This window comes from Natrononativus sp. DTA114, assembly GCF_059736515.1.
The window spans coordinates 305002-325329 of record NZ_JCASSN010000002.1 but is presented as its reverse complement, the minus strand read 5'-3'; the positions used below and the strand labels follow the sequence as shown (position 1 = coordinate 325329).

The window sequence follows — 20328 nt, the reverse complement described above, 5'->3', positions numbered from 1 at the left end:
AACTATGTCGATAGAGACACCCACGATAGCCGATCGTATAGACCTCGAAACCGTCCCGCTCGTCGCGACCGGCATCTACGGCCTGGTCGCCTTCCTCTGGCTGGTCCTACTCTCGGGTTCGCTTCCGATGGCGGGCGGCGTCGACGCCCCGATGACCGCCCCCGGCGTCCCCGAACTGATGGGGACGACAAACGGCCTCTACGGCGTCGTCACCTACCTCCTCATGTGGGGAACGATGATGATGGCGATGATGCTCCCCTCGATGGTGCCGGCCGTTCGTCGCTACCGCGAGGAGCTCTGTGGTCCGCGTCGTCGGACGGTGACCGCGCTCGCGGTCTTCCTCGGCACGTACGCCGCCGCCTGGACGGTCGCCGGCGCCGTCCCGCTGGCCGTCGACGCCGTGTTCGGCATCTACGACAGCGCGATGGCCACCGGCTCGCTGCTCGTCGGCGGACTGCTGGTGCTGGCCGGCGCCTACCAGCTCACGCCGCTGAAACGGCGGCTGCTGGCTCACTGCCGGGCCTGTCACACCGTCTCCGATCGCCCCGACCTCGCCGAGGCCGTCCGGAACGGCCTCGTACACGCCGTCGGCTGTATCGGCTGCACCTGGGCGCTGTTCGCGCTCATGGTCGGCCTGGGCTCGATGAACACGCTCGTCATGCTCGGGCTGACCCTGCTCGTCTCCCTCGAGCGCCTCGCCGACCGCGGCGCAAACAGCAGCATCGCCTCGGGCATCGTCCTCCTCGTCGCTGGCGCCCTCACGATTGCAGTTGGCGGCCCCCTCGTTCCCTGATCTCCAATGATCGACTACGAACTCACCGTCGAGGGAATCGGGTGTATCGGCTGCGAACAGTTGATCGAACGCACGCTCGAGGAACGGACGATCGTCGAGAGCGCCGCAGCGGACGCCGACGACGGAACGGTCGCCGTCTCGGCCGCCCCCGACTCGGCGGCTGAACTAATCGGGACCGTCCGATCGATCGGCTACACCGTCTGTGACTGTGACCCGATGTCCCCCTGATTCACGATGACTACCGACTACGAACTCACCCTTGACGGAATGAGCTGTATCGGCTGCGAACAGTTGATCGAACGTACGCTCGCGAAACGCAGCATCGTCAGAAGCACGGCGGCGGACGCCGACACCGGAACGGTCGTCGTCGGCGCCGCTCCGAACTCGCAGGCAGAGCTCATCGAAACCGTCCGCTCGGTCGGCTACATCGTCCGTGACTGCGATCCGATCGCTCCCTGATACTGTCGGACAGAACTACTCGAAGAGCAGTCGCGCGAGCGCTACCGTCTTCGGCGGCGACGGCAACACTTTTTCGACCACCTTCTCATTGCCTTCTATCCGACGGTATGAATTACCGATCACCGTCGCGACGGGAGCGACAGTCGGCACCCGGCGCGGAATCCGCGAGTTCCCCGCTCGAGCGATGCGGTGATGCGAGACTTACCCGATCTGTCGTATAGAAAGGTATAGAAGCGCGTCCCGTCCACAGATAGTATATAATGAGTGACGCGGGATACGATCACGCGGCGGTCGAGCGACGCTGGCAGGAAGCGTGGGACGAGGCGGACGTCTACCGAACGCCCGACGACGTCGAGGACCCGACGTACGTCCTCGGGATGTACCCCTATCCCTCGGGCAAACTGCACATGGGTCACGTCCGCAACTACACGATCACGGACGCCTACGCCCGGTTCCGACGGATGCGCGGCGACGACGTGCTCCACCCGATGGGGTGGGACGCCTTCGGCCTCCCCGCCGAAAACGCGGCCAAAGACCGCGACACGAACCCGCGCGACTGGACGTTCGACTGCATCGAGACGATGCGCGGCCAGATGGAGTCGATGGGCTTTGGCTACGACTGGGACCGCGAGATCGCCACCTGTACACCGGAGTACTACCGGTGGAACCAGTGGCTCTTCTCGCGGTTTCACGACGAGGGGCTGGTCGAACGCCGCGACGCCGAAGTGAACTGGTGTCCCCACTGCGAGACCGTCCTCGCCGACGAACAGGTCGAGGGCGAGGCCGAACTGTGTTGGCGCTGCGATACGCCCGTCGAGCAGCGCGAACTCGAGCAGTGGTTCCTGCGGATCACCGAGTACGCCGACGAACTGTTGGAAGCGATCGACGACCTCGAGGGATGGCCCAACTCGGTGCGCCAGATGCAGCGCAACTGGATCGGCCGCCAGGAGGGGACCGAACTCGACTTTTCGATCTCCGGCCACGGCTCCGTCAGGGCGTTCACCACCCGCGTCGACACCATCTACGGTGCGACCTTCTTCGCGCTCGCGCCGGATCACCCGATCAGCGAGGCACTGGCCGAAGAAGACGAGGACGTGAGCCACTTCGTCGCGGAGGTGGCCGACCCCGAGGGCGACGAGCCCAACGGCGTCGCGACCGACCTGACCGCGACCAACCCGGCCACGGACGAGGAGATTCCCGTCTTCGTCGCCGACTTCGTCCTCTCCGACGTCGGCACGGGCGCGCTGATGGGCGTCCCCGGCCACGACGACCGCGACCACGCCTTCGCGACGAAGATGGGCGTCGACATCACCCCCGTCGTCGCCCCGGAACCCGACGAGTGGGACGGCGACTCCGTTCCCGACGCTCCGGACGTGAGCGAGGGTGCGTACACCGACGACGGCGTGCTCGTGAACTCCGGGGAGTACTCGGGCCTCGAGAGCGAGGCGGCTCGCGACCGCCTCACCGACGACGTCGAGAGCGCCGCGTGGGCCACCCAGTACCAGCTGCGCGACTGGGGGATCTCCCGCCAGCGCTACTGGGGGACGCCGATCCCGGTGGTTCACTGCGAGGACTGCGGGCCCGTCGTCGTCCCCGCCGAGGACCTGCCCGTCGAGTTGCCGGCGTTCATCAACACCACCGGCAACCCGCTGGACGCCGCCGATGAGTGGAAGGAGACGACCTGTCCGGACTGCGGCGGCTCCGCCACCCGCGAAACCGACACGATGGACACCTTCGTCGACTCCTCGTGGTACTTCCTGCGGTACGTCTCGCCTGATCTCGAGGACGCTCCCTTCGACCTCGAGCGGGCGAACGACTGGATGCCGGTCGACCAGTACGTCGGCGGCATCGAGCACGCCGTGATGCACCTGCTGTACGCCCGCTTTTTCACCAAGGTGCTGGCGGACCACGAGGGACTGGCACACCGCGAGCCCTTTACGAACCTGCTCGCGCAGGGGATGGTCCAGCTCGACGGCGAGAAGATGTCGAAGTCGGTGGGTAACACCGTCTCGCCACAGCGGATCGTCGAGGAGTACGGCGCAGACACTGCCCGGCTCTTCATCATGCAGGCCGCCCAGCCCGAGCGCGCCTTCGAGTGGAGCGAGGAGGGCGTCCGCTCGACGAACGCCTACCTGGGCCGTCTGGCGGAGCTGATCGCGGAATTCAGCGAGAACGAGCCCGACGGCGCGGACGGCGCCGTCGCGAGCTACGTCGACGCCGAAATCGACGCGACGATCGCCATCGCGGCTGCGGAGTACGACGAGCTGACGTTCAACACCGCGCTGCGGGAAACCCAGGACCTCACGCGCACGCTGCGTCAGTACGCCGACTACACCGAGCCACACGCCGAAACCCTCGAGCGCGGCCTGTCGGCAGTCGTGCGCCTGCTCGCTCCCGTCGCACCGCACATCGCCGAGGAACTGTACGACGACCTCGGCAACGACGGGTTCGTCGTCGACGCCGACTGGCCCGCAGCCAGAATCGACCGCGATGCCGTCGAGAAGCGGCGCAAACTGGTCGAGAACACCCGCGAGGACGTCCGCCAGATCGTCGACGTCGCCGGCATCGAGGACCCCAAGGGGATCGACGTCGTCGTCGCGCCCGACTGGAAGTACGACGCCCTCGAGATCGCCGTCGAGAGCGACGCACCGAACCTGATCGGCGAACTCATGGGCGAGTCGCACATCCGCGAGCAGGGCGACGCCGCCGCGAGCTACGGCCAGGATCTGCAGGCCGAACGTGAGGCGCTGTCGATGACGCTGTCGCCAGCGGAGGAGTACGAGGCGCTCGAGGCCGCCGCCTGGCTGCTCGAGCGGGAGTTCGACGCGCCAGTCAGCGTCGTCCGCGCCGCGGCGGTCGACGAGAAGGTCCTGAAGAACGCCGAACCCGGTCGGCCGGCGATCGAGATCGAAGACTGAGACGGTCTGTTGTAACGATTTACCGATGCAACCGCAGAACGGGTCGCGGTTGTCGCGGAAATGACTCACAACAATCCCTCCGAACGCTCGGGACGCTTTCCGCTGAGCAAGTGCGAGTCACCGTGCGTGACAGTGTCGATCGACAACTGTTGCCACACCACTTATTCGCGTTCCGCGCGTACGAACGGGTATGAGTCGTGCGAACACGGCGGCCGGGGAGGACGAGGAGTCGCTTCCGAGGGAGGCGCTCCGAACAGTCACACCGCCGTACAGCGGTCGGATCAATCCCGAGATGGACGTCATCGGCTGGGTGATCTTTCTCGGACTGGTCGTTCTCCTCCTGCCGCTGCTTCCCGTCGCCATCGCGCTGTGGCTGCTCGTTCGCCTCCTCGACCGGCTCAGCGGTGGCTCGGACTGACCGGCGAGTTCGTCACTCGCTTTCAACGGGTTCGGAGAGCTCCGCTCGGAAGTCCTCGTCACCGAGGCCGTCCATCGTCGTCGAGAGGGCCGTCCGTATGGATTCGATCTCCTCGACCAGCCCCTGGTACTCCTCGTTTCGCTCGAGTTCCCCCACGTTCGTGCGAGCCTCGAGGTCGGCGCGCTTCGAGGAGAGCGACAGCAACCGCTGGATCTGCTCGTCGTACGTCGACCGACGCAGCAGTTGTTCGACGGTGTCGTACAACGTCTCCGGGTCGGAAACCGGCTTGACGACGTAGCTGTCGTAACCGAGATCGAGCACGTCGAAATCGGGCTCGAGCGCAGAAACCATGGCGACCCGACAGTCGTAGCCGTGCTCGCGGATCTCGGCGAGGATCTCCTCTCCAGAGCCGTCGGGGAGTCGTCGGTCGAGCAGTGCCACGTCCAGCGACTCGTCGAGAGACTCCAGTGCGGTCGCCCGGTCGTAGGCGAGACGGACCGTATACCGTTCGCGAAGCCAGTTCGCGAACTGCTCTGCGATCGCCGTCTCGTCCTCGACGACGAGGACGGTCAACTCCTCCGTCACCGGGACCACCGCAACGGCGCTCGGCGCGCGAGATCGATCGTCGACGTCCGGTCGTCCGTGACGGTCGACTGGTGGCCTCGACGGGGCAGATCCGGCGGGCCACGGCCGTTCCTGTCTGTCCGGTAACTCGGGCCCTTCGCTAGAGATGTCGGCATCCTCGTATCGTATCCTCGTGTCCTCGGGTGGAATCTGTCTGTGGGAAGCGTGCCGACAGCTGTCTGATCTATCGGCACGGCGTGCGTCGCCTTCGTCTATTTCAGCCAGTGGGTTAAAGGAAACAGTTCGACACCTAGGGGGATTATATACTGTGCATCACAGCGTCAGCGTCCTCGCCGGCCACGCATCACCGTTTCCGACAGCAGGTTCGTCAGTCCGCGTCGGAGTCGGCCGTTGAGCGCCGCACTCGAGACGCCGATCTCCTCGGCGAGTTCTTCGAGCGTGATCTCCCGTGGTCGTTCGAAGTAGCCGCGTTCGAACGCGAGAATCAGCGTCTCCCGCTGGTTGCTCGTGAGCCCGTACGGGAGTTCGGCGTGTGTACGTTGCTCTGTTTTGAGACTCTCCAGCCTGGGTGAGACGTCGAGTTCCTCGGTCAGACGTTGGAACTCTTCGAGCGCCGCCTGGTCTGCAAACCGGAGCTCGAACCGCCACTCCTCGCTGGTACCGACCGCCTCGAGCAGCGTCGCATCGATTTCGGCGAGCACGCTCGCGAACTCGCTCCTGGCGGTGTTCCACTCGACGCGGTACAGCACGCCGTTCTCGAGGTGGTCGACGATCCGAAGAGCCTCGATGGCGGGTTCGTGCTCGACGCCGCGTCTGAACTCGGTCTGATCGTCGTCGTCCCAGACGAAGAAAAACGGTAAGCTACCCTGATCTGTCGGCACGACGCTCTCGAACTGCACCGTCAGTTCGGAGTCGCCTGCGAGTGCACGTCCGAGGGCAAACGCCCGGGCGGGGATCGAACAGGCTGCGACGATACTCACTGTACCCATCACTCAGAACGGGCAGACGGATAGTAGTACCCATAATTAAATAATTTATTCCGATGAAAGAACGCCCCCGCTGAAGAGACTGCAGCGACTACTCGAGGCCGAGGAGATCGAACGGAGAGCCGTTCTCGTGGTCGCTCGCGTGCGTGTAGACGACGTGTGCGGCGGCGACGTCCTGGATCGCCAGCCCCGTCGAATCGAAGATCGTGACGCCGGTGTCGGCGGTCCGACCCTCCTTCTCGCCGACGACGATCTGGCCGATCTCGCCGTAGATGTCGTCGTCCGTGATGACGCCCTCGTTGTACGGGACGTTCACCTCGCCGGAGTGGGTGCACTGTGCGTGGTCGTCGATGACGACGGTCGCCGCTTTCAGGAGTTCGTCGGCGAGTTCCTGTTTCCCCTCGGCGTCGGCGCCCATCGCGTTGATGTGCGTGTGGGAAGCGACGTCCTCGCGACCGACGATCGGCTCTTCGACCGGCGTCACCGTCGAGAGCACGTCACAGTGGCCTGCCTCCGAGATCGAGCCAGCGCGGACGTCGAACTCGTCGCCGTAGGCGTCGATGAACCGTTCGACGCGCTCCTCATCGAGATCGCTCACGACGACCTTTTCGATCGGGCGGATCTGGCTGATGGCGTCGAGCTGTGTGTACGACTGGACCCCCGCGCCCACGATACCCAGGCTGGTCGCGTCCTCGACGGCGAGGTAATCGGTGGCGACGGCCGCCGCGGCGCCCGTTCGCTTCATTGTGAGTTCGGTTCCGTCCATCACCGCGAGCGGGAACGCGGTTTCGGGGTCGGAGTAGATCATCGTCCCCATCACGGTCGGCAGGTCGTGATCGCGCGGGTTGTCCGGGTGGACGTTGACCCACTTCAGGCCGGCGGCGTCCCAGTCGCCCGCGTCGAGGTAGGCGGGCATCGACCGGAAGTCGCCGTTGTACTGCGGCAGATCGATATAGGACTTTGCGGGCATCTGTGCGTCACCGTGTTCGTAGGCCGCGAAGGCGTCTTCGACCGCGCGAACGACGTCGGCCATTTTGGCGTTCGCATCGACGTCCCCGCTGTCGAGAAGCAGCGTTTGCATAGCCGCGAATATTGCGGGACCCCACTTAGTTCATGCTAAAGGCGCGTTGGCGGCGAACGGAATCCACAGCGACTTATTCTGGGCCGGTATACGGAGGTACTATCACTCGTGCGTTTGCTACAACTCTCGATCGACGACGATCGCCGGGAGCAAGTTCGAGAGAGCTGTGACTCGCTCGGACTCGAGTGTTTCCTCGTCGATGCCGACGACGGCGGCGCGATCGCGTACGTTCCGGTGCCGACTGGCGCGGTCGACGGTGTGTTGCGCGAACTCCGGGAGGAGGGGCTCGACGAGGAAACCTACGTCGGACTCATCAACATGGAGGGAGGGATCGGCGTCGAGGCCGACGAGATTTCCGGCCGGTTCGCTGAAGGGCCGAAGGGGAGACGGGGGATCACCCACCGCGAACTCCGCGCGAAGGTCCAGGACCTCAAGCCGGGACGGCTCTCGTACACGACGTTCGCGGCACTCGCGGGCGCCGTCGCCGCCGCGGGCCTCCTGCTCAATTCGGCGATCATCATCGTCGGCGCGATGGTGATCGCGCCGTTCGCCGGCTCGCTGCTCGCCGGCAGCGTCGGCACCGTCGTGGACGACGACGAGATGGTCGTCGACAGCCTCCTCACCCAGGTCGTGGGGCTGTTCGCGGCGTACGTCAGCGCGCTCCTCGTCGCCCTCCTGGTCCAGTGGACCGGCTCCGTCCCCGCCTCGGTGATCGTCTCGCGGATCGACCAGATCATGCTGTTCCAGACGCCGAACGTGCTCGCGATCACCATCGCGGTCTGTGCGGGCGCCGCCGGCGCGTTCGCGCTGGCGGAAGACCTCTCGACGGCCGTCGCCGGCGTCGCCGTCGCAGCGGCGATCGTCCCCTCGGCTGCGACCTCGGCGATCGGCCTCGCCTGGTGGCGTCCGCAGATCGCCCTCGGCGCGCTCGTCCTCCTGCTCGTCAACGTCGTCTGCATCAACCTCACCGCCTACGTCGGTTTCTACGTCCTCGGCTACCGAACCGCCCTGCTCGACACTGTCCGCGACGATCTCTCGCTGTCGGTTCGGACCGGTGCGTACGCCTTCGCGACCGGTGTGTTCGTTCTCGTCGTCGTGCTGACGGTGTTCATGACCGCCCAGCACATCGCCTTCGAGAGCAGCGCCAAGTCGGAGATCGAGGCCACGCTCGAGGAACCCGAGTACGAGGAACTCGACCTCGTCTCGGTCTCCACGGAGTACACGAGCCGCGGCGTCTTCTCGAGCGATCAACTGGTGACGGTAACCGTCGCGAAGCCGGCCGACGTGGAGAATCCGGGTCTCGAGTACACCGTCCGAGATCGAATCCTCGCCGCGACCGGCGAGGAGGTCACCGTCGAGGTTCAGTTCGTCGAGTACTCCCAGGCCGGGTGGGAGTCGTCGGACGACAGTCTCGATCTCGTCGAGGACGAGACGCGGGGACTCGAGCCGGTAGGTGGGAACGGGGCTCGAATCGCGGCGTAGCCGTCGCTGCGTGGGACGCGTCGCCAAAAATCGGAAATGAGTCGTCGACCGGTACGGGTTGGACGGCAGGTGGCGCGGTTTCACCGCGCCTCGCGGGTCACGATGTTCCCCGCTCGACTTTCCGAGATCCTGCGGATCTCGCGACTCACGGGCGCGAAGCGCCCGTTCGCATACTCGAGGTTCTCACTTCACTTCGTTCGCTCCGAACTGCGCCTGGCTCACGGCTGGCGCCGTTCGCCTTCTCGAGGTGCGGCGTTACCGCACCTCGCCTACATCGCGCCGCCCATTCCACCCATACCGCCCATGCCGCCCATGCCGCCACCCATGCCGCCGCCTGGTGGCATCTCCTCGTCGTCGTCGTCGCCGGTCTTGCCGCCCTTGAGTTCGCCGGCGGCGATCACGTCGTCGATGCGCAGCAGCATGACCGCGGCCTCGGTGGCGCTCTCGATGGCCTGGCTCTTGACGCGCAGGGGCTCGTAGACGCCCTCACCGCCCATATCGATGGTGTCGCCGGTGTAGGCGTCCAGTCCGGCAGCGGTGTCGCCGCCGTCGTGGGCGCTGCGAAGCTCCACGAGTGAGTCGATGGGGTCGAGTCCAGCGTTCTCCGCGAGGGTGCGGGGAACGACCTCGAGGGCGTCCGCGAAGGCCTCGATCGCGAGTTGCTCGCGGCCGCCGACGGAGTCGGCGTAGTCGCGCAGGGCGAGGCTGAGTTCGACCTCGGGCGCGCCGCCGCCGGCGAGCACCTGGCCGTCCTCGATGGTCGTGCGAACCACGCCGAGCGAGTCCTCGATGGCGCGATCGACCTCGTCGATGACGTGCTCGGTGCCGCCCCGCAGGATCAGCGTGACCGCCTTCGCGTCCTCGACGTCCTCGACGAAGATGCGCTGGTCGCCCGCGATGTCCTTCTGGGCGACGCTGCCGGCGAAGCCGAGGTCGTCTTCGGTGATGTCCTCGACGTTCGAGACCGCGCGGGCGCCCGTCGAACGGGCCAGGCGCTTGGCGTCGGAGGATTTGACGCGGCGAACCGCGATGATGCCCTCCTGGGCCAGGTAGTGCTGGGCCATGTCGTCGATGCCGCCGTCGACGAAGACGACGTCAGCGCCGACGTCGACGAGGTGGTCGACCATCTCCTTGAGCTGGGCCTCCTCCTGCTCTAAGAACTCCTGGAGCTGGTCGGGGTCGGTGACGTTGACTTCGGCGTCGATCTCGGTCTCCTTGATCTCGAGGGCGTCGTCGACGATGGCGACATTCGCGTCCTCGGCGAAGTACGGCATGTTCTCGGAGACGCGCTCCTTGTCGACGATGACGCCCTCGACGAGTTCGGAGTTGTCGATGCTGCCGCCGACGACCTTCTCGACTTTGACGTTGTCCGTGTCGATGCCCTCCTCGTCGGCGACCGTCTGAACCGCGCGAACGACGAGGTCCGCGAGCAGGTCGCGGGCGTTCTCGGCGCCCTTGCCGGTCATCGCCGTGGCGGCGATCTGGTGGAGGATCTCGTCGTCGTCCTCGCCGACGTCGATGGCGATCTCCTCGAGGGTTTCCGTGGCCTTCTCGGCGGCCTGGCGGTAGCCCTGGGCGAGCGTGGTGGCGTGGATGTCCTGCTCCAAGAGTTCCTCGGCGCGCTTGAGCAGTTCACCGCTGACGACGACGGCGCTCGTGGTGCCGTCGCCGACCTCGTCCTCCTGGGTTTCGGCGACTTCGACGATCATGTTCGCCGCCGGGTGGTCGATGTCCATCTCCGAGAGGATGGTGACGCCGTCGTTGGTGACGACGACCCCGCCCGAGGAGTCGACGAGCATCTTGTCCATCCCCTTGGGGCCGAGTGTGGTGCGTACGGCCTCCGCGACCGCCTTCCCGGCCGTGATGTTCATCGACTGTGCGTCTTTGCCGGAGGTTCGCTGGCTGTCCTCCGAGAGAACGATAAGGGGCTGGTTGCCCATCTGTTGTGCCATAGTCAGTAGAGGGATTGATTGGTATTCTACATAAATCCTTCGGTATGCGCCACGGTAAACCGCAACACGCGAGCGGGTTCGGTGATTTGGTAGACGGTACCAACGGGTTTTTTATACGTGTGACGCTCGAGAAGGAGATCGATCGCGGCGAGAAAGCGGAGACAGCGGGGTGCGGAGCTACCGGCGAGTCAGGACTGGCCGCCGGGGAACCGGTGGTACTGCATCCCCTGGTGTTTCATCTCGTTGTGTCGTTCCTCGAGGAATGAGTAGACGGTACCGTGGGGAGCGCCGTCCAGGAGCATCTCCGCGGCCGTACGGGCGGCGTCGACCTGGGGCGGCGTGCCGATGATCCCCAGCGTCGAACCGTAAATGACGACCGACGCGCCGGAGAGCTCTTCCATGAGCTCGCGGGTCCGACCGCCCTCGCCAATGAGCCGTCCCTTCTGTCGTTTCATGTCGTTCTTGTTTCTCGAGGCGGCGTCGATGTCGACCAGATCGAACAGCATCATGTCGTCGGCCAGAAGCGCCATGGCGTCCTCGGGCGCGAATCCGCGCCCGATCGCACGAACGATCTCGGGACCTTTCAGCCCGCGAACGGGGTCGCCGACGGTTTCGACGGCGACGGAGCCGTTCTCGGAGTCGATATCGAGTCGCACTTCGGCTTCCGCCTCGATCTCGCGCATCGTCTCGCCACCCTCGCCGATGAGAACGCCGATGCGGTCCTGCGGAATCTTCACGTGCTGCATGCCCTGAACTACTTCCTCAGGAGTGTTAAGCCCTTGGTCCGCAGGATCAGGGTGAGAATCTCACTCGAGGACCGACCGAAACCGGACCGTCTCCGAGCGGGTGTCCAGGATCCCGACAGTGCGGTGGTCGTCCTCGATCGTCGGGAACTGTGCCCCGGGGTTGACGAGGGTGGTCCGACCGATCTGCTCGCGCTCACGTCGGTGGTGGTGCCCGTAGCAGACGTAGTCGTAGGTCTCGCTCTCCGCGAGTGCACGGACTTCCGCCAGCGACTCGCCGTGGAGCACCGCGAGCGAGAGCCCGTCGAACTCGAGGTCGGCGAACCGGCCGTGGAGTTCGCTTTCGGTTCCGAGGTCGGCGAACGCGGCCTCGAGGCCCGACACCTCGCCGTCGTTGTTGCCGAGGACGCCGTGGAGTTCGAACCCCTCGAACAGCGCGATCACGGGCGGGGCGACGAAGTCCCCGCAGTGGACGACGATCTCGACGCCCTCCTCCTCGAAGATCTCGACGGCTCGCCTGGTCGCCTCGACGTTGTCGTGGGTGTCCGCGATGAGACCGAGCTGCATGGGGTTCGACGCGTTCTCGGGGACAAAGAGTGTTCTGGCGAGGGGCGCAACGAGTCGGACCACCGGGCGTGCCGGAGGCGTCGATCCGACGGTTCAGTGCGCCGCCGGCACGATGTTCAGGTTCGACTGGAAGCGGTTGTCCGGATCGTAGGTCGCCTTCACCGCCGATAGCCGGTCGTAGGTTTCGTCGCCGTAGACCGCTCGAGCCAGCGCCTCGCCCTCCTCGCCGAAGCCGGGGAAGTTGAGGTAGACGCCGCCCGTGGTGAGCGCGCGCAGGTCGGCCCACGCCTCCCGCACCCAGGCGACGTTCGCGTCGTCGGCGGCGGGGTCCTCCCAGATGCCGTCGATGCTCAGCATGTACTCGACGTCGCGGTGGCTGTACGCGGTCGCCTGCTCGTCGACGTCGGCGATGGCCCCGCCCATGTGCCGGAGGATCATGAGGACACGCGGGTGCGGGCGCTCGCGTCCGTGCTCGGCCATGCGGTCGACGAACTCGTCGGTGAGCTCCTCGACGTTGGTGGACTTCCAGTAGTAGCGATCGCCCTCGGGCACCGCCGCGTCGAGGGCGCTCTGGGCGACGACGTACGGCATCCTGGCGCTCAGATCCATCGCGGGTTCGGCGAGTTCCTGGAGCGGTTTCAGCGCTTCCGCGGCCTCCTCCTGGGGACCCGCGTACAGCCCAGAGGCGAGGACGACGGGTTCGTCGTGATGCTCTTCGGGGAGGTCCGGCAGGCGCGGAACGCCCCAGATGGCGACCATGCTCGAGACCTCGTCGGGCGCCGTCTCGGTGTACTCGCGCCACGCGTGTATGACGTTTTCCGCGTCCTCGAGGTCGTAGGCGGTGGTCACCTGCAACACCTCCGGGCCGATCGGGTACAGGTCGAACTCGAAGGAGGTGGCGACGCCGAAGTTGCCGCCCCCGCCCCGGAGCGCCCAGAACAGATCCTCGTGTTTGTCCTCGCTGGCGGTCAGGAACTCGCCGTCGGCGGTGACGACGTCGACCGAGCGGAGCGCGTCACAGCTCAGCCCGTACTTTCGGCGGAGCTGGCCGACCCCGCCCCCGAGGGTGAGCCCCGCCACGCCGGTCTCCGAAACCTCGCCGCCGGGCGTCGCCAGCTCGAACACCTGCGTCTCCCAGTCCACATCCGCCCAGGTCGCTCCGCCGCCGACGCGAACGGTTCCCGCGTCCGGATCGGCCCGCACGGAGTCGAGGTCCCGGAGGTCGATCACGACGCCGTCGTCGCAGACGGCCGTCCCCGCGACGTTGTGACCACCGCTCCGGACCGACAGCGGGAGGTCGTGCTCGCCGACGAAGTTCACCGCCGCGATGACGTCGCCGACCCCCGCGGCGCGGACGATCGCCGACGGGTATCGGTCGATCATTCCGTTCCAGACCGCGCGGGTGTCGTCGTACCGGGGGTCGTCCGGGAGGACGAGCATCCCCCGAAGTCCGAGTCGCAGTTCTTCTACCGCCGCCGCGGGCAGTTCTATCGGTTGCTTCGCTCTCGTCTCTTCCATGTGGGAGCGTACCACACCATTCATCATAATTGAATGTGGAAAGCACCCTGAACTGGGCCGGCGAGAGAAACGGCGAGAAGCCCCCTCGAGGGGCGTTCATTACGGGATACGCGGGACGCCCGCGGCCTCGAGCGCCGCCCGCCGCTCCGCCACGGAGAGCCGGTAGGGCTCGAGTTCCGCTGCGAGTTCCCCCAGCGCCTCCCGTCGGTGCTGGTGAGTCGTCAGGAACTCGGTGATCCGATCGATCGCGACCTCCTTGAGTTCGCCGCTGAGCAGCGACCCGGAGCGGTACTCGCGCTCGAGGTCGACGAGGCGGTCGTCGTCCGGTTCGAAGAAGAATCGAAGATACTGAAACGGCACGTCGACGGCGGGATCGCCGCCTTTCTCGCGGTGTTCCTCGAGCGTCGCCCGCCCGCCGCTGTAGGCGTGCGTGCGAATCGTTTCCGCGACGGTTTCGGGATCGTCGGTGAGTTCGATCGATGGAGCGTCGCCGGAGGAGCTCATCTTTCCCGGCCCCTCGAGACTCGGCAGGAACCGACCGAGCAACGCGCCCGGCTTGTCGACCGGCAGGGCCTCCTTCGCCGCCACGTCGCGGCAGACCCGGACGTGCGGGTCCTGGTCGACGGCGATCGGAACCAGCGTGGGCTGGCGACCGGCGACCAGTTGCGGGAGCAGGAGGTGCGTCGCCTGTACCGCCGGGTAGAACTGCAGGCCGACGGTCTCCTGTGCGCCGTAGACCGCCTCGACGGTCGCGGGCGTGAGGTGTTTCGCGAGGCGCACCGCGAGCGGGTAGATCACGTCCGCGTCGGCGGTGTCGACCACGATCCGGGTGCGCTCGGGGTCGAACCCGACCGCGAGGACGTCGCGGAGGTTATCTCGTGCGTGCTCGCCGATCGACTCGAAGCGCTGGTCCTTCGCGAGGAACTTCTCGTCGTCCGACAGCGGAACGTACACCGTCGCTCCCGTGGCCGCTTGCAGTCGCTTCGCGAGGTACAGCGGGAGTACGTGACCGAGATGCATCGGCCCCGAGGGGCCGCGGCCGGTGACGATCGCGTGGGGATCGCCCGCCTCGCTCGCCTCGAGGTAGCGATCCACGTCCCGGCCGGCGTAGAAGGTTCGCCGGCGGAGCAGCGGGTGGTCCGGCAGGCGGGCGATCTGGTCGTCCGTGAGCGGGTCGGCGCCGAAGCGCTCGAGGAGCCTTTCGTACTCGACCTCGCCGGAGACGGCGTAGGGAGTGACGGTGAACCCGTCGTCCCCGTGGATTTCGGCGCTTGCGGATTGCGAGTCGTGATTCCGGTCGGTCGGCTGCGATTCTGTCGTCGTGTCGTCCGTGTTCGTCATCGTACTGGTGAAACTGTGGCGTAGCTGGTCGGCGATACCGAACGGAGAACGAAGGGAGCCGTCGCCGCCGCGTACGACGGGTTAGGCCGCGTCGGCCGCGGCGGCGACACTGTCCGCTCTCGAGGGCGACCGCAGACGCCAGGCGAGAGCGGCACTCATTACTCGCTCGTTTCGGCCGCGTGATGAAGAGCGTTTCGCCGGCTCAGGAGCAGTCGAGGGCGAGCCAGTCGTCGGGGTCGACGGAGGCCGCGCCGCGGGACGGAAATTCACCGGGTTCGTCCGCCCGGTAGACCCGCTCCTCCGTGAAGAAGTAGTGAGCGACCGACTCCGGCCCGTGTCGAACCATGGCGTGAGCCTCCCGAGCCACGATCTGCGCGAACACCGGCTCGTCTCGACCGACGATCTGAAACTGGCTCGTCCCGGTACCGTAGTAGAGATCCGCCACGAGAGCGTCGTCTTCAACTCGTCGTTCCGCGCCCGACTCGAGGGCCTCGTCGATCGCCGTCGCGATTGGTTCGGCCTCGAGCGAGGGATCGTCCGCCTCTATCCGACGGGCGTCCTCGACGGATTCGCCCGGCCAGAGTTCGAGCGCGTACTCGAAGTCCTCCAGCGACCAGACCCCGACGTCCGCACGGACCCCGTTCGATCGATCGCCGGTGGCGCCGATGCGGGCGGTGGGTTCGTCACCTGTATCGTCTGCGTCGTCTCCGCCCCACGTTGCCCGGGCGCGGGCGATCTCGAGGCGTAGCGCGGACGGCCGTGCGTTCTGACGGGTTACCTCTTCGGGACGCTCGAGAGCGTCGGCGGGACAGTCGACGAATTCGACTGACTCCGGGAGTTCGACGGCGTTCTCGTCGGGGATCGACGACGGGACGGGATCATCGACGCCATACGAGTCCCGATCGGCAGCCGGGGCGCCGTCCGAACTTTCGTTACAGCCGGCGAGGACGAGCGCGCCCGTCACAGCCAGGACCCGACGACGGCGCATAGCTACGAATTTCTCGAGTTCGGTAAAGATCTTGTGTCTGCTCGACTCCGACGTTCAGTGACGGCCCGAGCCGACCTCACGAGGGATGCTGGTGGCTGATCCGCTCCCCGACCGATCCGGGCACCGGCGTCCCGCAGTCGCCGCAGGTCCAGTGGCGGCGGGTCGTCCCGTCGCGAACGTCGAGATCCTGACGGTAGCGGATCGTCGCGCCGCAAACGCAGCGGTGGCTCGTGGGCAACATCGATCGGCCGTAGGGGCGCGAGGAGGATAAACCGTTTCCGTTCCGGTCAGTCCCGCGAGGGGTCGGGATCCGGATCGGTGACGAACTCGAGGAGGTCGTCGTCCTCGACCTCGAGCCCCTGTCGCCGGAAGAAGGAGGCGACGTTGTGGCAGTCGCGTTCCAGGAACTCGCGGCTGTTGGGGTGGTGGACGGTGACCGCCTGTCCGAGGTCGATCACCACGAGCTGGCCCTCGTGGAAGACGACGTTGTACTCGCTCAGGTCGCCGTGGATCAGCCCCGCCGCGTACAGGCGGCGCATGTACTCGCGCATGACCCCGTAGGCGGTTTGCGGGTTCTCGATGTGAACCTCGCCCAGCCGTTTGGCCCGCCCGTCCTCGTCGCCGATGTACTCCATGACGAGGACGTTGCGCTCCGCGGCGATCGGCTCCGGGGCGCGCACGCCGGCTTTGCGCGCGCGTTTCAAGTTCGCGAGTTCCTTTTTGACCCAGGCGAGCACGACGTCCTTCTTCTTGCCGCCGAGCCCCTCGAAGCGGGGGTCACCCTCCAGATACTCGCGCATCTGCCGGAAGTTCGAGGCGTTGATCCGGTAGACCTTCACCGCGACCTCGCGGTCGTCGCCCAGCGCGTGGTAGACGTTTGCCTCCTTGCCCGTCGAAATCGGCCCGCCGAAGGCCTCGACGTGGCCGTCCTGGACGAGTTTGTACAGCGCCGCGAAGGTGGCGTCGTCGAACACCGACTGTTCGACTTTGAACTGATCTGCGTCCTTGATCCGGGCTTCGAACTGCTCGAACTCGCGATCCCGCTTGCGGGCGATGCGGTCGGCCTCTGTGTCGGAGACGTCGATCTCCTCCCACTCGTCGCCCGGGACGTCAGTCTCCTCGAGGTCGACCAGTTCGAACTCCGATCCCGTATCCATCTGGTCGCATCTACGGTGTGCGAGCGGGTAAAGACTGGGTATCGCGTTCGCCCTCCTCGGTGAGCGCCGCAGGCGCGGCGGGAGTGGACCGACGAGGCGCTTTTGGCGCTTCCCGCAGTACCGTCCGTATGGATCGACGGCTCGAGCGGACCGAGACGAGGTGTGAGCGATGACCCGCCACGACGTCACCCTCGAGTGGCCCGACGGACGCAGCCGAACCGTCACCGTCGAGCCGCCCGAGACGGTGCTCGAGGCTGCCCTCCGGGAGGGCGTCCGGCTTCCCTACGACTGCCGAAAGGGGACCTGTACGACCTGCGCCGGTCGAGTTCTCGCAGTCGAGGACGACTCGCTCGCCGTTTCGGACGCCGTCGACTACCGACGGCCGCCGAAGGCGCTCGAGGCGAACGACCTGGCCGACGGGTACGCCCTGCTGTGTATCGCCCTGCCGCGGGCCGACTGTCGCATCGCGGTCGGGCCGATGATCCGCAGCGAACTCGGGGACAGTCCGTGGGGCCGGTGAGCCGACGGGCCTTCAACGGTGTTGGCGCGCCCCACCGTCCAGGCAGCGGTCACGGCAGCCGCTGACGCGGACGACGAAACCCCCGTCACCCAGAAAGCAGACGCCAGCACTCGATCTCTCGCCCCTCGACAGCCCGACTCGTTCCGTCGACCGTCACGGTCTCGGACGCGGCTCGCTGAGGCTCGACACTGCTTCCGAAACGGTTATGCGATCGAATTCGAGGGACGTCGTAGGGCCTCGCCGTTATGGGTAGTAGCAGAACGGTTCACCGCCCGCCTGGAACCAGCATTTCTCCACACCGACCGAGCCGTCCGTAGCCAGGGCAGGATCGACCGACAGGAGTACGAGTGTTACAACCGCCATCAGTATCAGGAGTTTTCGGTTCATGGTGGTACCATGGTGCGAACGCACCACAATGACAATCAAACATCAAATATAATATAACTACCGATGATCATCACCGGTGGGAAGGCGACAATAACGTACTCGTATTGTCCACCAGCGCGCGATTTCTTCGTCAGTCGATGTCCTTCGTCAGTCGATGCCGTAGCACTGGGTCAAACGCCGCTGCACAGGGAACCGTCGCGTCCTCGCATGCAGGCGTCCATTACGTCGGTCGTTGCCGAGCGCTCGAGCGAATGAAACGCCGAAATCGGATCGGGTACGCCGTCGTCCACGCAAACGGAGTCTTTTACGCCGGTCGATGACAACACCACCACGATGCCATCCGCTGCCGAGGAGAACCCGTATCTTCGGGATCCACCCACGGAGTTCGAACCAGTGGCCGACTGTACGGAAACCGCCGCCCGCGAAGAAGTCGAGCTCCTGCGCGAGGCGATCCGCGAGCACGATCGGCGCTACTACGTCGAGAACGACCCCGTAATCGCCGACCGGACTTACGACGCGCTGTTCTCGCGGCTGCAGGAACTCGAGGAGGCCTTCGATCTCTCCCACCCCGACAGTCCCACCCGGTCCGTCGGTGGGGAACCGCTCGAGGCGTTCGAAACCGTCGAACACGTCGCGCCGATGCTCTCGATTTCGCAGTCGGGGGAGGCGAGCGACGTTCGGGAGTTCGACGAGCGGGTGCGGCGGGAACTCGAGGGGGCGGGTCACGACGAGATCGAGTACGTCTGCGAACCCAAGTTCGACGGCGTCTCATTGGCGTTCGTCTACGAGGACGGCAGCCTCGAGCGGGCGGTCACTCGCGGCGACGGCCGGGAGGGCGACGACGTCACGCGAAACGCCCGGACAATCGGCTCCGTTCCCCAGCGGCTCCACGACGACCCGCCCGACTTCTTCGCCGTCCGGGGGGAGGTGTACATGCCCAAGGACGCCTTCCAGGCGCACAACCGCGAGCGCCTCGAGCGCGGCGAGGAGCCGTTCGCGAACCCCCGTAACGCGACCGCGGGGACGATCCGGCAGCTCGATCCCGCAGTCGTCGCCGAGCGGCCCCTCGAGGTCTTTTACTTCGACGTGCTCGAGGCGAGCGAACTCGAGGACACCCACAGCGACGAGCTCGCGACGTTTCCCAGCTACGGCCTGCGGACCAACGACCGGGTCGAGCGCGTCTCGGACATCGAGGATGCACTCGACTATCGCGACCGACTACTCGCAGAGCGCGACGACCTCCCCTACGAGATCGACGGCGTCGTGATCAAGGTCGACTCCCGTACGGCCCGCGAGGAACTCGGCCGCACCGCCCGCCACGACCGGTGGGCGTTCGCCTACAAGTTCCCCGCACGAGCGGAGGTGACGCCGATCGTCGACGTGGCGGTTCAGGTCGGGCGGACCGGGAGGGTGACCCCCGTCGCCTTGCTCGAACCCGTCGACGTCGGCGGGGTAACGGTGTCGCGGGCGAGCCTGCACAACCCCGACGAGATCGAGGCGAAGAACGTCAATATCGGCGACACCGTGCGCGTCCAGCGCGCGGGCGACGTCATCCCCTACGTCGAGGAGGTCGTCGAGAAGGGCAGCGAGGGCCACTACGAACTGCCCGAGCACTGTCCGGTCTGTGAGAGCCCGCTCGAGCGCGACGGGCCGATCGCCTACTGTACCGGGGGGCTGGCCTGTGACGCCCAGCTTCGGCGGTCGATCGAGTACTACGCGGGCGACGGCGGCCTCGACCTCGAGGGGCTGGGCGAGAAGAGCGTCCGCCAGCTCGTCGAGGCCGGGCTCCTCGAGTCGATCGCCGACCTCTACGAACTCGAACGCGAGGAGCTGACGGCCCTCGAGGGGTGGGGCGAAACGAGCGCGGAGAACCTGCTCGGCGAACTCGAGGCGAGCCGGCAGCCCCCGCTTTCGGACTTCATCTCCGCGCTCGGAGTCCCCCACGTGGGACCGGCGACGGCCCGCGAACTCGCCCGTGAGTTCGGCAGCTTCGCCGCGTTTCGAGCGGCCGCCGAGGAGCGCCCCGACGAACTCGAGGACGTCGACGAGATCGGCGAAACCGTCGCGGAGACGATCCACGACTTCTTCACGAGCGAGGCCAACGCCGCGGCCGTCGACGCGATTCTCGAGTACGTGTCGCCACAGGAGCGGGCGGCCGAAGAAGCGGGTGGCGACGCGCTCGAGGGGCAGACGTTCGTCTTCACGGGCTCGCTGTCGGGGATGACCCGCGGGGAGGCCCAGGAACTCGTCGAGAGCCACGGTGCGAACGCGACGGGAAGCGTCTCGGGGAACACCGACTACCTCGTCGCCGGGGAGAGCCCGGGGGCGACGAAGCTCGAGGCGGCCGACGAACGCGGTGTGACGGTTCTCGAGGACGACGAGTTCGCGGCCCTGCTCGAGGACCACGGGATCGACGTCGAGAGCGAGTAGGTG

Annotated in this window: 19 protein-coding genes; 8 read left to right on the top strand and 11 right to left on the bottom strand. The window is 66.4% G+C overall.

Features of this window, described 5'->3' with window-relative positions; genetic code table 11:
• The first annotated feature begins 4 nt into the window (after positions 1–4).
• From AC6I6S_RS09575 to AC6I6S_RS09555, 5 genes are all read left to right on the top strand, one after another.
• Positions 5–793, top strand: coding sequence for a DUF2182 domain-containing protein (locus AC6I6S_RS09575; RefSeq protein WP_497949728.1), 789 nt, complete (start codon positions 5–7; stop codon positions 791–793).
• 6 nt (positions 794–799) lie between these two features.
• Positions 800–1021, top strand: a complete 222-nt coding sequence (locus AC6I6S_RS09570) for a heavy-metal-associated domain-containing protein (RefSeq protein WP_497949727.1) — start codon at positions 800–802, stop codon at positions 1019–1021.
• A 6-nt stretch (positions 1022–1027) separates the two neighbouring features.
• Positions 1028–1252, top strand: coding sequence for a heavy-metal-associated domain-containing protein (locus tag AC6I6S_RS09565; protein ID WP_497949726.1), 225 nt, complete (start codon positions 1028–1030; stop codon positions 1250–1252).
• Between the two features lie 260 nt (positions 1253–1512).
• Positions 1513–4170, top strand: coding sequence for a leucine--tRNA ligase (gene leuS / locus AC6I6S_RS09560; RefSeq protein WP_497949724.1), 2658 nt, complete (start codon positions 1513–1515; stop codon positions 4168–4170).
• Between the two features lie 190 nt (positions 4171–4360).
• Positions 4361–4588 (top strand): DUF7535 family protein, encoded by a 228-nt coding sequence (locus tag AC6I6S_RS09555; protein WP_497949723.1) that lies wholly within the window; start codon positions 4361–4363, stop codon positions 4586–4588.
• A gap of 12 nt (positions 4589–4600) precedes the next feature.
• On the opposite strand, the gene AC6I6S_RS09550 is transcribed toward AC6I6S_RS09555, so the two are convergent.
• The 3 genes from AC6I6S_RS09550 to AC6I6S_RS09540 form a co-directional block, all read right to left on the bottom strand.
• Complete coding sequence (locus AC6I6S_RS09550) at positions 4601–5173, bottom strand: HalX domain-containing protein (RefSeq protein WP_497949722.1); 573 nt, start codon at positions 5171–5173, stop codon at positions 4601–4603.
• Positions 5174–5493: 320 nt separating this feature from the next.
• On the bottom strand, positions 5494–6153 hold the full coding sequence (locus tag AC6I6S_RS09545; protein WP_497949721.1) for a helix-turn-helix domain-containing protein: 660 nt from the start codon (positions 6151–6153) through the stop codon (positions 5494–5496).
• Positions 6154–6250: 97 nt separating this feature from the next.
• Positions 6251–7240, bottom strand: a complete 990-nt coding sequence (locus tag AC6I6S_RS09540) for an ornithine cyclodeaminase family protein (RefSeq protein WP_497949719.1) — start codon at positions 7238–7240, stop codon at positions 6251–6253.
• Between the two features lie 114 nt (positions 7241–7354).
• Here AC6I6S_RS09540 and AC6I6S_RS09535 point away from each other — a divergent pair, with 114 nt between their 5' ends.
• The gene (locus AC6I6S_RS09535) at positions 7355–8722 is read left to right on the top strand and encodes a DUF389 domain-containing protein (protein ID WP_497949718.1); all 1368 of its coding nucleotides are present in this window, start codon (positions 7355–7357) and stop codon (positions 8720–8722) included.
• A 269-nt stretch (positions 8723–8991) separates the two neighbouring features.
• On the opposite strand, the gene thsA is transcribed toward AC6I6S_RS09535, so the two are convergent.
• From thsA to rio1, 8 genes are all read right to left on the bottom strand, one after another.
• Positions 8992–10662, bottom strand: a complete 1671-nt coding sequence (gene thsA, locus AC6I6S_RS09530) for a thermosome subunit alpha (protein WP_497949807.1) — start codon at positions 10660–10662, stop codon at positions 8992–8994.
• Between the two features lie 200 nt (positions 10663–10862).
• A complete protein-coding gene (locus AC6I6S_RS09525) occupies positions 10863–11420 on the bottom strand; it encodes a KH domain-containing protein (RefSeq protein ID WP_497949717.1) in 558 nt (185 codons plus the stop codon).
• 60 nt (positions 11421–11480) lie between these two features.
• Complete coding sequence (locus AC6I6S_RS09520; RefSeq protein ID WP_497949716.1) at positions 11481–11984, bottom strand: metallophosphoesterase family protein; 504 nt, start codon at positions 11982–11984, stop codon at positions 11481–11483.
• Between the two features lie 93 nt (positions 11985–12077).
• Positions 12078–13502 carry an FAD-binding oxidoreductase gene (locus AC6I6S_RS09515; RefSeq protein ID WP_497949714.1) on the bottom strand — a complete coding sequence of 475 codons (1425 nt, stop codon included), beginning with the start codon at positions 13500–13502 and terminating at the stop codon, positions 12078–12080.
• Between the two features lie 99 nt (positions 13503–13601).
• A complete protein-coding gene (locus AC6I6S_RS09510; protein ID WP_497949713.1) occupies positions 13602–14843 on the bottom strand; it encodes a tryptophan--tRNA ligase in 1242 nt (413 codons plus the stop codon).
• A gap of 202 nt (positions 14844–15045) precedes the next feature.
• Positions 15046–15831, bottom strand: coding sequence for a hypothetical protein (locus AC6I6S_RS09505; RefSeq protein ID WP_497949712.1), 786 nt, complete (start codon positions 15829–15831; stop codon positions 15046–15048).
• 76 nt (positions 15832–15907) lie between these two features.
• Entirely contained in the window at positions 15908–16072 is a 165-nt protein-coding gene (locus AC6I6S_RS09500; RefSeq protein WP_497949711.1) for a hypothetical protein, read from the bottom strand.
• Between the two features lie 46 nt (positions 16073–16118).
• Positions 16119–16988 (bottom strand): serine/threonine-protein kinase Rio1, encoded by an 870-nt coding sequence (gene rio1, locus AC6I6S_RS09495; RefSeq protein ID WP_497949710.1) that lies wholly within the window; start codon positions 16986–16988, stop codon positions 16119–16121.
• A gap of 169 nt (positions 16989–17157) precedes the next feature.
• Between rio1 and AC6I6S_RS09490 the strand changes: the two genes are divergently transcribed.
• The gene (locus AC6I6S_RS09490) at positions 17158–17508 is read left to right on the top strand and encodes a 2Fe-2S iron-sulfur cluster-binding protein (protein ID WP_497949708.1); all 351 of its coding nucleotides are present in this window, start codon (positions 17158–17160) and stop codon (positions 17506–17508) included.
• 720 nt (positions 17509–18228) lie between these two features.
• Positions 18229–20325 carry an NAD-dependent DNA ligase LigA gene (ligA, locus tag AC6I6S_RS09485; protein ID WP_497949707.1) on the top strand — a complete coding sequence of 699 codons (2097 nt, stop codon included), beginning with the start codon at positions 18229–18231 and terminating at the stop codon, positions 20323–20325.
• Positions 20326–20328: the final 3 nt, after the last annotated feature.

Bases quoted from the DNA above. Each gene is read 5' to 3' on its own strand.
- rio1 (WP_497949710.1), bottom strand. From the start codon at position 16,988: ATGGATACGGGATCGGAGTTCGAACTGGTCGACCTCGAGGAGACTGAC.
- AC6I6S_RS09500 (WP_497949711.1), bottom strand. From the start codon at position 16,072: ATGTTGCCCACGAGCCACCGCTGCGTTTGCGGCGCGACGATCCGCTAC.
- AC6I6S_RS09570 (WP_497949727.1), top strand. From the start codon at position 800: ATGATCGACTACGAACTCACCGTCGAGGGAATCGGGTGTATCGGCTGC.
- AC6I6S_RS09565 (WP_497949726.1), top strand. From the start codon at position 1,028: ATGACTACCGACTACGAACTCACCCTTGACGGAATGAGCTGTATCGGC.
- AC6I6S_RS09555 (WP_497949723.1), top strand. From the start codon at position 4,361: ATGAGTCGTGCGAACACGGCGGCCGGGGAGGACGAGGAGTCGCTTCCG.
- AC6I6S_RS09510 (WP_497949713.1), bottom strand. From the start codon at position 14,843: ATGACGAACACGGACGACACGACGACAGAATCGCAGCCGACCGACCGG.
- AC6I6S_RS09520 (WP_497949716.1), bottom strand. From the start codon at position 11,984: ATGCAGCTCGGTCTCATCGCGGACACCCACGACAACGTCGAGGCGACC.
- ligA (WP_497949707.1), top strand. From the start codon at position 18,229: ATGCCATCCGCTGCCGAGGAGAACCCGTATCTTCGGGATCCACCCACG.
- AC6I6S_RS09540 (WP_497949719.1), bottom strand. From the start codon at position 7,240: ATGCAAACGCTGCTTCTCGACAGCGGGGACGTCGATGCGAACGCCAAA.
- AC6I6S_RS09515 (WP_497949714.1), bottom strand. From the start codon at position 13,502: ATGGAAGAGACGAGAGCGAAGCAACCGATAGAACTGCCCGCGGCGGCG.
- leuS (WP_497949724.1), top strand. From the start codon at position 1,513: ATGAGTGACGCGGGATACGATCACGCGGCGGTCGAGCGACGCTGGCAG.
- AC6I6S_RS09505 (WP_497949712.1), bottom strand. From the start codon at position 15,831: ATGCGCCGTCGTCGGGTCCTGGCTGTGACGGGCGCGCTCGTCCTCGCC.
- thsA (WP_497949807.1), bottom strand. From the start codon at position 10,662: ATGGGCAACCAGCCCCTTATCGTTCTCTCGGAGGACAGCCAGCGAACC.
- AC6I6S_RS09575 (WP_497949728.1), top strand. From the start codon at position 5: ATGTCGATAGAGACACCCACGATAGCCGATCGTATAGACCTCGAAACC.
- AC6I6S_RS09490 (WP_497949708.1), top strand. From the start codon at position 17,158: ATGACCCGCCACGACGTCACCCTCGAGTGGCCCGACGGACGCAGCCGA.
- AC6I6S_RS09525 (WP_497949717.1), bottom strand. From the start codon at position 11,420: ATGCAGCACGTGAAGATTCCGCAGGACCGCATCGGCGTTCTCATCGGC.